This window comes from Serratia sp. BNK-4 (assembly GCF_048685115.1).
GTDB classification, from domain to species: domain Bacteria; phylum Pseudomonadota; class Gammaproteobacteria; order Enterobacterales; family Enterobacteriaceae; genus Serratia; species Serratia bockelmannii.
The window spans coordinates 5,019,873-5,033,714 of record NZ_JBLQTM010000001.1 but is presented as its reverse complement, the minus strand read 5'-3'; the positions used below and the strand labels follow the sequence as shown (position 1 = coordinate 5,033,714).

At 61.7% G+C, this 13,842-nt stretch carries 13 protein-coding genes; 5 read left to right on the top strand and 8 right to left on the bottom strand.

Translation table 11 applies throughout. The features are described 5' to 3' along the window. The 4 genes from livG to ACMGGW_RS23845 form a co-directional block, all read right to left on the bottom strand. Nucleotides 1-771, bottom strand: coding sequence for a high-affinity branched-chain amino acid ABC transporter ATP-binding protein LivG (gene livG / locus ACMGGW_RS23860; protein ID WP_025304904.1), 771 nt, complete (start codon nt 769-771; stop codon nt 1-3). Beyond that, entirely contained in the window at nt 768-2,051 is a 1,284-nt protein-coding gene (locus tag ACMGGW_RS23855; RefSeq protein WP_025304903.1) for a high-affinity branched-chain amino acid ABC transporter permease LivM, read from the bottom strand. The genes livG and ACMGGW_RS23855 overlap by 4 nt, the downstream gene beginning before the upstream one ends. Continuing rightward, nucleotides 2,048-2,974, bottom strand: coding sequence for a high-affinity branched-chain amino acid ABC transporter permease LivH (gene livH, locus ACMGGW_RS23850; protein WP_015376290.1), 927 nt, complete (start codon nt 2,972-2,974; stop codon nt 2,048-2,050). The genes ACMGGW_RS23855 and livH overlap by 4 nt, the downstream gene beginning before the upstream one ends. 117 nt (nt 2,975-3,091) lie before the next feature. Beyond that, nucleotides 3,092-4,207, bottom strand: a complete 1,116-nt coding sequence (locus ACMGGW_RS23845) for a branched-chain amino acid ABC transporter substrate-binding protein (protein ID WP_004934358.1) — start codon at nt 4,205-4,207, stop codon at nt 3,092-3,094. Between the two features lie 405 nt (nt 4,208-4,612). On the opposite strand from ACMGGW_RS23845, the gene panM reads away from it, so the two are divergent. Genes panM through ACMGGW_RS23830 form a run of 3 tightly spaced genes read left to right on the top strand, consistent with a single transcriptional unit; the run spans nt 4,613 to nt 8,275 of the window. Continuing rightward, nucleotides 4,613-5,005, top strand: coding sequence for an aspartate 1-decarboxylase autocleavage activator PanM (panM, locus tag ACMGGW_RS23840; RefSeq protein WP_049209366.1), 393 nt, complete (start codon nt 4,613-4,615; stop codon nt 5,003-5,005). Next, entirely contained in the window at nt 5,002-6,219 is a 1,218-nt protein-coding gene (locus tag ACMGGW_RS23835; RefSeq protein ID WP_149570521.1) for a DUF3142 domain-containing protein, read from the top strand. The genes panM and ACMGGW_RS23835 overlap by 4 nt, the downstream gene beginning before the upstream one ends. A 43-nt stretch (nt 6,220-6,262) precedes the next feature. Next, nucleotides 6,263-8,275, top strand: coding sequence for a hypothetical protein (locus tag ACMGGW_RS23830; protein ID WP_420279540.1), 2,013 nt, complete (start codon nt 6,263-6,265; stop codon nt 8,273-8,275). Between the two features lie 64 nt (nt 8,276-8,339). Here the strand turns inward: ACMGGW_RS23830 and rpoH are convergent, their stop codons facing one another. The 4 genes from rpoH to ftsY form a co-directional block, all read right to left on the bottom strand. Then, entirely contained in the window at nt 8,340-9,197 is an 858-nt protein-coding gene (gene rpoH / locus ACMGGW_RS23825) for an RNA polymerase sigma factor RpoH (protein WP_004934345.1), read from the bottom strand. 317 nt (nt 9,198-9,514) lie between these two features. Continuing rightward, a complete protein-coding gene (ftsX, locus tag ACMGGW_RS23820; RefSeq protein ID WP_025304898.1) occupies nt 9,515-10,468 on the bottom strand; it encodes a permease-like cell division protein FtsX in 954 nt (317 codons plus the stop codon). Beyond that, a complete protein-coding gene (gene ftsE, locus ACMGGW_RS23815) occupies nt 10,458-11,129 on the bottom strand; it encodes a cell division ATP-binding protein FtsE (RefSeq protein WP_004934337.1) in 672 nt (223 codons plus the stop codon). The genes ftsX and ftsE overlap by 11 nt, the downstream gene beginning before the upstream one ends. 5 nt (nt 11,130-11,134) lie before the next feature. Beyond that, nucleotides 11,135-12,715, bottom strand: a complete 1,581-nt coding sequence (gene ftsY, locus ACMGGW_RS23810) for a signal recognition particle-docking protein FtsY (protein WP_148123041.1) — start codon at nt 12,713-12,715, stop codon at nt 11,135-11,137. A gap of 242 nt (nt 12,716-12,957) precedes the next feature. On the opposite strand from ftsY, the gene rsmD reads away from it, so the two are divergent. Next, nucleotides 12,958-13,578, top strand: a complete 621-nt coding sequence (gene rsmD / locus ACMGGW_RS23805) for a 16S rRNA (guanine(966)-N(2))-methyltransferase (RefSeq protein ID WP_025304896.1) — start codon at nt 12,958-12,960, stop codon at nt 13,576-13,578. Beyond that, nucleotides 13,568-13,840, top strand: a complete 273-nt coding sequence (locus ACMGGW_RS23800) for a DUF1145 family protein (protein WP_004934327.1) — start codon at nt 13,568-13,570, stop codon at nt 13,838-13,840. Before rsmD ends, ACMGGW_RS23800 begins: the two co-directional genes overlap by 11 nt. Nucleotides 13,841-13,842: the final 2 nt, after the last annotated feature.

Sequence of the window (13,842 nt, the reverse complement as noted above, 5' to 3'; positions counted from 1 at the left end):
TTATTCTTCGCCCAAATAAGCCCGGATCACGTCCGGGTTGTTGCGGATCTCCGCCGGTGTGCCCTGCGCCAGCGGCGTGCCCTGATTCACCACGTAAATGCGGTCGGAAATGCCCATCACCAGCTTCATGTCGTGCTCGATCAGCAACACCGAGACCTTATGCCGATCGCGCAGCTCGACGATCAGGTGATCCAGCTCGTCGGTCTCTTTCGGGTTGAGGCCGGCGGCCGGTTCGTCCAGCATCAGCAGCTCCGGCCGGGTCACCATGCAGCGGGCGATCTCCAGCCGCCGCTGCTGCCCGTAGGCCAGGTTGCCCGCCGAACGGTTGGCCATCTCCAGCAGGCCGACGCGCTCCAGCCACTCCGCCGCACGCGCCAGCGCCTCAGCTTCGGCGCGGCGGAAGGCCGGAGTTTTCAGCAGCCCGGCGAACACGCCGCTTTTCAGGTGCTGATGCTGCGCCACCAGCAGGTTCTCAATCACCGTCATTTCACGGAACAGCCGCACATGCTGGAAGGTGCGCACCACGCCCATGCGGGCGATGGCCTGCCCCGCCAACCCTTCCAGGTGGCGATCGCGCAATTTGATGGTGCCGCCGGTCGGGCGGTAAAAACCGGTCAGGCAGTTGAACACCGTGGTCTTACCGGCGCCGTTGGGGCCGATCAGCGACACGATTTCGCCTTCGTTCAGCGTCAGCGCCACATTGTTGACCGCCAGTAGCCCGCCGAAACGCATCGACAGGCCCTCTACCTGCAGTAAAGGTTGAACGCTCATGCCTGTTCCCCCTTGCCCGCGTGAATGTCCGCCGCCTGCAGCTTCAACTGCGGCCGTTTCATCGGCAACAGCCCCTGCGGCCGCCAAATCATCATCAGCACCATCAGCGCACCCAGCAGCAACATGCTGTACTCATTCAGATCGCGCATCAGCTCGCGCGACACCACCAGCAGGATTGCCGCCAGAATGACCGCGAACTGCGAGCCCATGCCCCCCAGTACGACGATCGCCAACACGAAGGCCGACTCGACGAAGGTGAAGGATTCCGGGCTGACGAACCCCTGGCGCGCGGCAAACAGCGTGCCGGCAAACCCGGCGAAAGCGGCGCTGATGGTAAAGGCGGTCAGCTTGATGCGCGTCGGGCTGAGGCCCAGCGAGCGGCAGGCGATCTCGTCTTCGCGCAGCGCTTCCCAGGCGCGCCCGAGCGGCATGCGCAGCAGGCGGTTGATGACGAACAGCGTCAGCACCACCAGCAGCAGCGCCACCAGGTACAGGAATACGATGCGATCGCTCGGATCGTATTTCAGGCCGAAGAAGTTATGGAAGGTATCCCAGCCGCCGTCGCGCAGGCTGCGGTTGAACTCCAGGCCGAAGAAGGTCGGTTTCGGGATCTGGCTGATGCCGTTCGGCCCGCCGGTGATCTCGGTATTGTTCAGCAGCAGGATGCGCACGATTTCGCCGAAGCCGAGCGTCACGATCGCCAGATAGTCGCCGCGCAGCCGCAGCACCGGGAAACCGAGCAGGAAGCCGAAAGCGGCGGTGACGATACCCGCCAGCGGCAGGCTCTCCCAAAAGCCGAGGCCGTAATAGTGATTCAGCAGCGCATAGGTGTAGGCGCCGATGGCGTAGAAACCGCCGTAGCCGAGCACCAGCAGACCGGACAAGCCCACCACCACGTTGAGGCCGAGGCCCAGCATCACGTAGATCAGCGTCAGGGTGGCAATATCCACCGTGCCGCGCGAGACCAGGAACGGCCAGGCGACCGCCGCGACGATGAGCAAAGCCGCCAGCAGCTTTTGCCGCGGCGTGGTGCCGTCGAAGCTCGGCAGCACGAACGCCGGGCCGGAGACTTTTTTCAATCCCTGCTGCAGCAGCGGGCGCAACAGCTGGAAGAAAAAGACGATGACGCAGCCGATGCCGATCCACATCCAGCGCACTTCCGCCGCGCCGTGCACCACCAGCTTGGTGCCGTCCAGGCTGAGCTGCATGCCCATCAGGAACGACGCCATCACGAACAGCACCGCCGTGGCGATCAGCGCATTGAGCAGATTGAGTTTCATACTTTCTCAACCTCCGGACGCCCGAGGATGCCGGTCGGCATGATCAGCAGCACCACGATCAGCAGCGCGAACGACACCACGTCTTTGTATTCGGTGCTCAGGTAGGCAGAGGTCAGCGCTTCCGCCACGCCCAGTACCAGGCCGCCAATCATCGCACCGGGAATGCTGCCGATGCCGCCCAGAACCGCGGCGGTGAAGGCTTTCATACCGGCCATAAACCCGATGTAAGGGTTGATGACGCCGTAGAACTGGCCGAGCAACACCCCGGCCACCGCCGCCATCACCGCTCCGATAACGAAGGTCAGCGAGATCACCCGGTCGGTGTTGATGCCCAGCAGGCTGGCCATCTTCAGATCTTCCGCACAGGCGCGGCAGGCGCGGCCCATGCGTGAATAGCGGATAAACAGCGTCAGCGCCAGCATCGCCAGGAAGGTCACGAGCCAGATGGTCAGCTGCATGGTGCTGATGGTGGCGGCGAAGCCGTTGCTTTCTCCCAGCACCCACTGGCCGGTCACTAGGCTAGGCAGCGCCAGATCGCGTGAGCCCTGCGTCAGGCTGACGTAGTTTTGCAGGAATATCGACATGCCGATGGCCGAGATCAGCGCAATCAGGCGCTTGGAGTTGCGCACCGGCTTGTAGGCCACCCGTTCGATGCTCCAGCCGTAGGCACTGGCGATAACGATCGAGACCAGGAACGCGGCGCCGATCAGCAGCCAACCGACGTCGATGCCGAGCATCATCAGGGCGGCGATAACGATAAAGGAGACATAGCTGCCGATCATGTACACCTCGCCGTGGGCGAAGTTGATCATGCCGATGATGCCGTAAACCATGGTGTAACCGATGGCGATCAATGCATAGGTGCTGCCCAACGTTAAGCCGTTGAACATCTGCTGCAGAAAATAGAGGAGTTGCTCTGACATACTCTGAACCCTTGGCTGCGAACCCCGCCGGCGCAGAACCGGCGGGTAAAGGGAGACGGGGCCGGCAAGCCGACCCGCCGGGCGCAGCGGGCTGCGCCCCACCCTAATCATTATGGCTTATTTGATCGGTGTGGACGTGCCGTTGGCATGCCATTCGAACACGCCGAACTCGAAGCCTTTCAGATCGCCCTTGTCATCCCAGGTCAGCGGCCCCATCACGGTGTCCACCGGCTTGCCGGTTTTCAGATCCTTGACGATGTCCGCCGGCTCCTGGCTGCCGCTGCGCTCCATGCCGGTGGTCAGCGACTGCAGCGCAGCATAGGTGGTCCAGACGAACGGGCCGGTCGGATCCAGCTTCTTGGCTTTCAGCGCATCGACGATCGGCTGGTTAGCAGGCACCTGATCGTAGCGTTTCGGCAGCGTCACCAGCATGCCTTCCGAGGCGGCGCCGGCGATGTTGGACAGCGAGGAGTTGCCCACGCCTTCCGGCCCCATGAAGCGAGTGGTCAACCCGGCCTGCTTGGCCTGACGCAGGATCTGGCCCATTTCCGGGTAGTAACCGCCGAAGTACACGAAGTCGATATTTTCTTTCTTCAGGCGCGCCACCAGGGTGGAGAAGTCTTTGTCGCCGGCGGTGATGCCTTCGAACATCGCCACTTCGGTGCCCTGTTTTTTCAGGCTGTCGCGCACCGAGCGCGCCAGGCCTTCGCCGTATTGCTGCTTGTCGTGCACCACGGCGATGCGCTTCGGCTTGATGTCGCTGAGGATGTATTTGGCGGCGGTCGGGCCCTGATCCGAATCCAGGCCGGTGGTGCGCAGGATCATCTTGTAGCCACGGGTAGTCAGATCCGCGTTGGTGGCCGCCGGGGTAATCATGATCACGCCTTCGTCTTCATAGATATCGGACGCCGGCTGGGTGGATGAGGAGCACAGGTGGCCGATCACGTAGCGAATACCGTCGTTGATCACCTTGTTGGCGACCGCAACTGCCTGTTTCGGGTCGCAGGCGTCGTCGTATTCCACGCCGACCAGCTTGTCGCCCTTGATGCCGCCCTTGGCGTTGATGTCGGCAATCGCCTGGCGCGCGCCGGTAAACTCCATGTCGCCATACTGCGCGACCGGGCCGGACATTGCCCCGACGATCGCCACCTTGATGTCTTTCGCCATGGCCGCCTGGCTCATGGCCATCGCAATACAACCCGCCAGCAGTGCCTTACCTGTTGTTAATTTCATCCGCAAATCCCCATCTGTCGTTGTGAACGTACCTGTTGTGTTTGCCTGCGCCCGATCGTTATTGACCGCTTTTGTTATAAGTAATAATGATTTAGGCGTTTTGTCGGCATTATTTTCTAATAAGACTTTATTTTTCATGCCATTAAACAGGAATTTTCTTCTGCAAATCAACTTCATCTGGCAGAAACAAGCGGTGTAAACAGGATAAAATTCGAATTAAATCTGCGCTCTTTACCTTTAGGCGTAGTGCGTTGTGCTGGTTAACAATCCGTTTACTAACTATTTACTCGGAAAATGCCCCGTGCAAAAAACATATTGCACAGTAATCGTACAGAAAAACTTACACAACGCTCTGCACAAGATCTATTACACTGTCGACATCATTTAGCTGCGCGGAAATTCTGCATGAAACTGACCATCGAGCGCCTAACCGCGCTGTCCCCGCAAGACCTTATCGACCTCGGTAAAATTTGGCCGCACCAGCAGCCGGAACAGTGGCAAGGCTGGCTGAGCGACGGCAAGGCGCTGTTTGCCGCCCGCTTCAACGAGCGTCTGCTGGGTGCGGTGAAAATTGCGCTGCAGGACGACCGCGCCGAACTACAGGATCTGCTGGTACGCGAAGTGACGCGCCGCCGCGGCGTCGGTCTTTATCTGGTGCAGGATGCACAGCGTCAGCTGCCGCAGGTCGCCCACTGGCAGCTGTCGACCGCCGGCCTGGCGCCGCGTGAACGTGGGGAAGTCGATAACTTCATGCGCGCCTGCGGCTTCGCGCCGCAGGGCGATCTCTGGCAAAAATGAAGCGCCGGCTGGCGGCGCTGGTCTTGATTGCGCTGGGGTTGGCGGCCTGGTTCGCCGGGCGCCAGCAGGCGCAGCGCCTGGCCTCAGGCTGGGATCAGCAGGTTTATGTCTGGCAGCGAGTTTGGACGCCGCAGCACGCCGATGCGCTGGCGAGCAGCCGCGATCTGTTCGCCAAGCTGCGGGTGCTGGCGTTGCAGGTGCATCCGCGTGAAGGCTGGCGGGAAATCCCGGCCGATCTCAGCCTGCTGAAGCAGGACGGCCGCCCACTCTGGCTGGTAGCCCGCCTCGACGGCCAACTGCCGCAGCTGGATCAAGAGGCCATTATCCAGCGCCTGCTGGCGCTCACCCAGCGCTGGCAGGCGGCCGGGCTGCCCGTCACCGGCATCGAGATCGATCATGATGCCGCCACCGCCCGCCTGCCGGACTACCAACGCTTTCTGCAGCGGCTGCGCCAACGGCTGCCCGCCGCTTTGCAACTCGGCATCACCGCCCTGCCGGCCTGGATCGGCTCACCCAACCTGCCCGGCGTACTGCAACAGGCCGACAGTTCCGTCCTGCAGGTGCACGCGGTGCTCTCGCCACAGCAGGGGCTGTTTGACGGCCCGCTGGCGCTGCGCTGGGTGCGGCAGTACGCTGCCGTCACACCGAAGCCGTTTCGCGTCGCGCTGCCGGCCTACGGCATGGCGTTGTTGGGTTTTGATGCGCAAGGCGCGCAGGTGGAGAGCGAATCCTCGCTGCGCGTGGCGGGCAACGGGCGCGAGCTGACGGTCGCGCCGCAGCAGATCGCCGATTTTCTGCAAACGCTGGCGCAGCAAACGCCGCCCCGGCTACGCGGCATTCTCTGGTTCCGACTGCCGCTGGCGGACGATCGGCGCGCCTGGTCGCTCGCCACGCTGCGAGCGGTGATCGAGCGCCGGCCGCTGAACGTCGACTGGCAGGTAAAATTTAGGCCTCAGCCACAGCAAAACGGGCTGTATGATCTGATAATTCACAACAACGGGCCGGTGGACGCCCCGCTGCCGCAAGAGGTGGTCATCCGCGCCGACGACTGCCTGGCGGCGGACGCGGTCGGCCACTACCGGCTGGAATCCGCACCGCAACAGCAACGCTTTATTCGCATCAGCAGCGACCAACTGCGCGCCGGGCAATCCCGGCCGTTGGGTTGGCTGCGCTGCCAACAACTGACGCCAGGAGGCACCCTTGTCACACCTTGATTCGCGCGCGGCACGGAACACCCGCCGCCTTCTTCCGCTGGCCATGCTGATCGGCGTCGCACTGCCGCTGAGCGGCTATGCCTGCGGCCCGGATTTCCCTAACCGGCTGCTGATCGACCGCAACGGCACCCTGCTGTATATGCCGGAGGGCAATTTCGCCTTCGAAGCCGGCCGGCTGGTGCCGATGGATAAACAGTTGCCGCACTGGCAAGCCCCGCCGCCGCCGATGCCGCCGAAACCGATGCCGCAATCGCCGGAAACGATCGCGATCGGTAAAATGCGCGCCGCCAAAACGGTGGAAGAGGCTGACGCCGTCAATGCGCAGGGGTTGTCCAACGCCGCGCGTCTCTATCAACTGGGCGCCGTGGCTTTCGCCAGCCACGATCCGCGCGCCACAGACTATTTCCAGCAGGTGCTGAAGCTACCGGCCGCCGAGCAGGGCGACTGGGGACTGCGGGCGCAGTATTCGCTTGGCCGCGTCCTGATGGCTGACCACGGTACACCGGTGAATGAATCCGGTGAAGCGGTTCCCGCCGCCGAGCATCCGCCTAAAGCCGAACTTGAACAGGCGCTGACGGCATTCCAGCAGGTGATCGACCGGGTGAAAAGCGGCGCTGCCGATCCCGATCAGTTGGCGCTGAGCAGCCTTGGGCAGCAGGCGCGCATCCACCTGTGGCTGGGTGACGTCGCCCCCGCCGCCCACCTCTATGCGCAACAGGCGGCGCAGGGCGATCCGAGCGGCGGGCAGTCGCTGCAGTACGTCTCCAGCCTCCTGGTCAACCCCGACCATTTGGACACGCTGAAACAGATTATCGGCGATCCGTTGATCCAGCAGTTGGTGACCATTGAGCTGTTCGCGCGCAGCGGCAACCTGCAAATGGCGGATACCGACGGCAACGGCCGCTCCGCCCAGATCATCAGCCAGATCCTGACGCTGCTGGACGGCTCAGTGAAAAGCGGCTTCGCCGGCAGCGATCGGCTGGCGGCGTTGGCTTACCGTTCGGGGCAGTACCCGATGGCGGCGAGCCTGCTGAAAAACGCCGGCGACAGCGGCCTGGCGTGGTGGCTGCGCGCGAAAATGGCGCTGCGCGACGGCGACGTGAAAGCCGCCACTGCCGCCTACGCCAAGGCGGCAAGCGCGTTCCCCGCCGACGAAAGCTGGGGTGAACAACGCAACGCCGACTTCGTCGCAGAAACCATCGTGCCCGAGTGCCGGGTGGCCGGCGAACAGGCCATCCTGGCGCTGAACCGCGGCGACTATCTGCAGGCGATGGACCTGCTGTATCGCGGCAAAGCGCTCTACTGGGCCGACGTGGCCGACGTGGCGGAGCGGGTGCTGACCGTCGATGAGTTGAAAGGCTTTGTCGATAAGCACGCCCCGGCGCCGACGACGCCGCTCAAGCCGGTTAATCCGGACGACTACGGCGGCCAGCAGATCACGCCGGAAGTGCAGCTGCGCGAACTGCTGGCGCGGCGGCTGATGCGCGTCGGACGAGCGCCGGAAGCGCTGGCCTATTTCGATATCCCCAACTACCGGCAAGCGGCGCAGCAGTTCGCCGACGAACTGAAGGCGGCCAAGGACAAATCCGCCGCGCCGCTGACGCGCGCGCAGGCTTACTATCGCGCCGCCAACCTGCTGCGCGCCCAGGGGCTGGAGTTTACCGGGTATGAGATGACGCCGGATTACGCCATCTATGGCGCCGGCTATTCCTATCTGGGGGATGCGTTCGATACTCGCGAGCTGAAGCATAAAAGCTGGATCGACAGCGCAGAAGCGGCGCGCGCCAAGGCGGCGCTACCGGAGGAAGACAACCGTTTCCTGCACTATCGCTGGCAGGCGGTGGGGCTGGCGCAACAGGCGGCCGATCTGCTGCCGCCGAAGAGCCAGGCCTATGCCGCCGTGCTATGTAACGCTGCCAGCTGGGTTATCAAGCGTGATGCCAAAACCGGCCGTGCGCTTTATCAGCGCTATATCAACACCGGCACCCGTTATCCGTGGGCGGCGAAATTCGGCTACGGCTGCCCGGCGCCGGACTTCACCGCCGTGGCGCCATAACGCCGAATTTCAGGCACTAAAAAGCCCGGCTTGCCGGGCTTTTTTTATCGAATCTCGCATCGACTCAGGCTTCGATCGCCATTTTGAGTTTCTTCATGGCGTTCTTTTCCAGCTGACGCACGCGTTCGGCGGAAACGCCGTACTGATCGGCCAGCTCCTGCAGCGTCGATTTGTTGTCATCATCCAGCCAACGGGCGCGGATGATATGCTGGCTGCGCTCGTCCAGACCTTCCAGCGCATAGGCCAGTTTGTCTGCGGCGTTGCTTTCCCAGTTATCTTCCTCGATGCCTTCGGCGAAGTCCGAGCTTTTGTCCTGCAGGTACAGCACCGGCGCCATCGACTGGCCATCGCGGGCCTCGTCGTCCGGAGTCGGATCGAACGTCATGTCCTGCGCCGCCATGCGAGATTCCATCTCGCGCACGTCTTTGCTGGTTACGCCCAGCTCGCGGGCCACCAGTTCCACTTCGTCCTGGTTGAACCAGCCCAAACGCTGTTTGGTTTTGCGCAGGTTAAAGAACAGCTTGCGCTGCGCTTTGGTGGTCGCCACTTTCACGATGCGCCAGTTGCGCAATACGTACTCGTGGATTTCCGCCTTAATCCAATGCACCGCAAAGGAAACCAGACGCACGCCGACTTCAGGGTTGAAGCGGCGAACGGCTTTCATCAGGCCGATATTGCCTTCCTGAATCAGATCCGCCTGCGGCAGACCATAGCCTGAATAGTTGCGGGCAATATGAGCGACAAAGCGCAGGTGAGACAGGATGAGCTGCTTAGCGGCATCCAGATCGCCCTGATAATGCAGCCGTTCAGCCAGCTCCCGCTCTTCCTCTGCCGTCAGCATCGGATAGGCGTTGGCTGCCCGGATATAGGCTTCCAAGCTACCTTGGGGTACTAAGGCTAAAGTTTGCATTTCTTTGGTCATTCAAACCCTCTCTATGAGAATACAAAATCATGCAGGTGATTATTACAGCGGGGAAATGATTGATTCTACGGCAGTTGCTGAAGCAAAAGCGGTTCCACACGCCGGGCACCTTAACATTTGCTGCAATTTTTGACCGTACTCCGCCCTATAAGTTCACCCTTTTTTGCAAGCATTGTTGCTGACAATACGTGACGAGGGTGCAGGCCGATAGGGAATTTGTGCGCTAAGAAGAGAGGGATGGTGCTGACTTCGCTTGAGGTCACTCTTCTCCCGCAACGCGATCAAAAGCAGCAGGAGAAGAGTATACCAAAAAAATCTTACTGTGGTGTAAATCGGCGTAAATGTTGCACCGTCGCCAGCCAGGCGGCGATCCAGCCGATCATCGCGGAGATGATCAGCAGCAGCAGCGCCTCATCCCAGCCCAGCCCGTGCAGAGTGAAGGTGGTGCCGAATACCTTGGCGACCCCGACGACCACCGACTCCAGCTGCCACACCAGCGCGCCGGAGAGCACCAGCGACAGCAGCGCGCCGGCAAAGCCCAGCATCGCCCCGCCGTTGAGGAACGGCCGCAGAATAAAGCCGTCGGTAGCGCCGATCAGCTTCATCACGTTGATGGTGTCGCGACGGCTGAAGATGCTCAGACGCACGCTGTTGCCGATCACCAGGAACACCGCCACGATCATCAGCACGCCGATGATCGCCGCGATCTGGCCCGCCAGCCCGGTCAGCGCCGCCAGGCGGGCAAACCAGCTGTCATCCATACGCACTTCTTCCACGCCCTGCACCGCCGCTACGCGATCGCGCAGGGTGTTGAGGGTGTCCGAACTCTGGAAGCTCATCTTCGGCGTGACGATCGCCACCGCCGGCAACGGGTTCTCTTCCAGCATGTCCAGCGCGCCGCCAAAGCCCGACCAGTTACGGAACTCGCCGCGCGCTTCTTCACGCGACAGGTAGTTCACCTTCTCCACGCCGGCTTCCGCCTTGATGGCGTCGAGCACTTTCAGCGCCGCGTCGTCATCGAGCGATTTATCCAGGTAGACCGTCAGTTGCGGCGTCGGGTACCACTGGCTGGCCGCGGTGCTGACGTTTTTCCACACGATGTAGCACACGCTCGGCAGCGTCAGGGAAATGGCGATCACCATCACCGTCAGCAGCGTCGCCAACGGCTGGCGCAGCATGTCTTTGATGGCGTTCATCCAGGCATAACGCCACTGTTCGCGCCAGCCGCCGCGCAGCGCCTTGCTCTTGGCGGTTTTTGCGTTATTGGCCATGGTGAGCGCCCCCCTGCATGCGGCCCTGGCTCAGCGTCAGGATGCGGTAATTGCGACGGGCGATAAGCCCGGTGTCGTGCGTCGCCATCAGTACGGTCACGCCGACGCGGTTGAATTCTTCAAACAGGCGCAGAATGCCTTCCGACAGCGCATCATCCAGGTTACCGGTCGGTTCATCCGCCAGCAGCACCGCCGGCTTGTTCACCACCGCGCGGGCGATGCCCACGCGCTGCTGCTCACCGCCGGACAGCTGAATCGGGAAGTTTTTCGCTTTATCCAGCAAACCGACTTTGTCCAACGCGGCGGAAACGCGGCGGCGGATATCTTCGGTGCTGGCGCCGGCGATGATCAGCGGCATCGCCACGTTGTCATACACCGTGCGATCCAGCAGCAGGTGGTGATCCTGGAAGATCATGCCGATCTGCCGACGCAGGAACGGCACCTCGCGGTTTTTCAAACGGCTGATGTCGTGCCCGCCAAACCAGATGTGGCCGGCGCTGGGCCGTTCGATACCGCAAATCAGTTTCAGCAGGGTACTTTTCCCCGCGCCGGAATGGCCGGTCAGAAACGCCATTTCCGCCGGGCGCAGATGGAAATCAACCCCCTGCAGCGCTTGCCGTCCGCCCAGATAAGCTTTACTGACCTGTTCAAAGCGAATCATCCGTATTAATCCTCTCGGGCAAAAAGTGCCTCAATAAAATCGTCAGCCTTAAACGGCCGCAAATCTTCGATGCCTTCCCCGACGCCGATATAGCGGATCGGGATACCGAACTGATCGGCGATGGCGAAGATCACCCCGCCCTTGGCGGTACCGTCCAGTTTAGTCAGCGTGATGCCGGTTAAGCCCACGGCCTCATTAAATAATTTCGCCTGACTGACCGCATTCTGGCCGGTGCTGGCATCGAGCGTCAGCATAACCTCATGGGGGGCCTGGTCGTCCAGTTTTTTCATGACGCGGACGATCTTCTTCAGCTCTTCCATCAGGTGCGATTTATTCTGCAGACGGCCGGCGGTATCGGCGATCAACACATCGATGCCGCGCGCCTTGGCGGCCTGCACCGCATCGAAGATCACCGAAGCGGAATCCGCGCCGGTATGCTGCGCCACCACCGGAATGCGGTTGCGTTCACCCCACACCTGCAGCTGCTCCACCGCGGCGGCGCGGAAGGTATCCCCCGCCGCCAGCATCACCGACTTGCCTTCCGCCTGGAATTGACGCGCCAGCTTGCCGATGGTGGTGGTTTTACCCACGCCGTTCACGCCGACCATCAGGATGACATACGGGGTTTTCCCGCTGACATCCAGCGGCTGATCGACCTTGGCCAGAATTTCGGACATTTCCTCCTTCAGCTTGCCGTACAGCGCTTCAGCGTCTTTCAGCTGCTTGCGGCTGGCGTGCTGAGTCAGGGAGGTGATGATCTTGCGCGTGGTCTCCACGCCGACGTCGGCGATCAGTAGCTGTTCTTCCAGCTCGTCGAACAGGTCGTCGTCGATCTTTTTACCGCGGAACAGCCCCATAAAGCCGGAACCGAGGTTTTGTTTGGTCTTCAGCAGGCTGCGCTTCAGGCGGGCGAAGAAGCCTTCTTTGGTCGGCCTTTCCTGTTCTTGCGCCGCGGCCGGCACCACAGGTTCAAGCGGCGCTTCTTCCGGCTCCGGTTCAGGTTCGACGATTGGCTCGGGTTCAACGACCGGCTCGGGTTCAACGACCGGCTCAGGTTCGACGACCGGCTCGGGTTCAACCACCGGCTCGGGTTCGACGACCGGCTCAGGTTCGACGACCGGCTCGGACTCAACCACCGGCTCGGGCTCAACCACCGGCTCAGGCTCGACCACCGGCTCAGGCTCGACCACCGGCTCAGGTTCGACGACCGGCTCAGGCTCGACGACCGGCTCAGGTTCAACCACCGGTTGCTGCTGCGCCACCACTTGCTCGGTGACGCTGACGATCTCTTCAGCCAACGCTTGCGGCGCCGCCGGATGTTCAGCCGCCGCCGGCAGGTTTTCCGCGATTTGCTCGCCGGCCTGACCGTTATCCCACTCCCCCGGGGTGTCGACGGAGGCGGCAGGTTCAGATTCCTGGGCGGGGAGCTTGTCATCCAGCTTGACGGCGGCCGGTTCAGCCGGCGTCTCCGCGGCCTGAGGTTCCGCCTGCTCTACCGGCTGCTCAGGTTGCTGTTGCTCTTCTTCCTTTTCCTTCTGGCCAAAGCCCAGCCAGGAGAAAAACCCACGTTTCTTATCTTTTGCCATGTTATGACTCTACTCCGTACCGAAGGCTCGCTTACCCTACATACCTGAAGGATATATGCTGACAATAATCCGCCGAGTCTATCACTTTCCCTCGCGCAGCAACACGCATCCGGCATGCTTTCCGGTGTGAAATCAGACAACAACGTTTTACCGTTCCCCCCGACGCCCGTCACCGGTAGAATAGGGACAACTTTTCGTTAACCTCTGCGGCCCCGCGCCGCAAAAGAAATCAAACAACGCTTATGACAAGACTCTCGCCACGGGCCGCGGCCAAAAAGCCGCCCCAGGCCGCAGCCGGACAGATCCGCATCATCGGCGGCCAATGGCGCGGCCGCAAACTCCCGGTGCCAAACAGCCCGGGGCTGCGCCCCACCACCGATCGGGTGCGTGAAACCCTGTTCAACTGGCTGGCGCCGGTGATTCAGGGCGCGCGCTGCCTGGACTGCTTCGCCGGCAGTGGCGCATTAGGGCTGGAAGCGCTATCGCGCTATGCCGGCAGCGCCACGCTGCTGGAATTCGAACGGCCGGTGGCTCAGCAACTGGAAAAAAATCTGGCGCTGCTGCAGGGCAAAGGGGTGGTTATCAACACCAACGCGCTGAGCTGGCTGGCGGGCGACGGTCAACCGTTTGACGTGGTGTTCCTCGATCCGCCGTTTCGCAAAGGCCTGCTGGCGGAGACCGTCTTGTTGCTGGAGCAGCGTGGCTGGCTGGCCGACGAGGCATGGATCTATGTAGAAGCCGAGGCGGAAAGCGCCGCGGCGGACGTGCCTGCCAGCTGGCAGTTGCACCGGGAGAAGGTCGCCGGTCAGGTGGCTTATCGCCTTTATCTTCGTTCGAAAGAGAAAACCGACCATGCTGATTAATCTGGGCCGCCTGCTGATGCTGTGCGTATGGGGCTTCCTGCTCTCTAACCTGTTCCATCCGTTTCCCAAGCCGCTGAAGTATTTCATCGACGTGGCGCTGTTTTTTATGGTGGTGATGCACGGCCTGCAGCTGGTGCTGTTGAAATCCACCCAGCCGAAGGATCAGCCGATCAGCTACTGGCAAGAGGCCAAGATCTTTATCTTTGGCGTGTTTGAGCTGCTGGCCTGGCAAAAGAAACAGCCGCCCATCAAGAAAAAGTGACC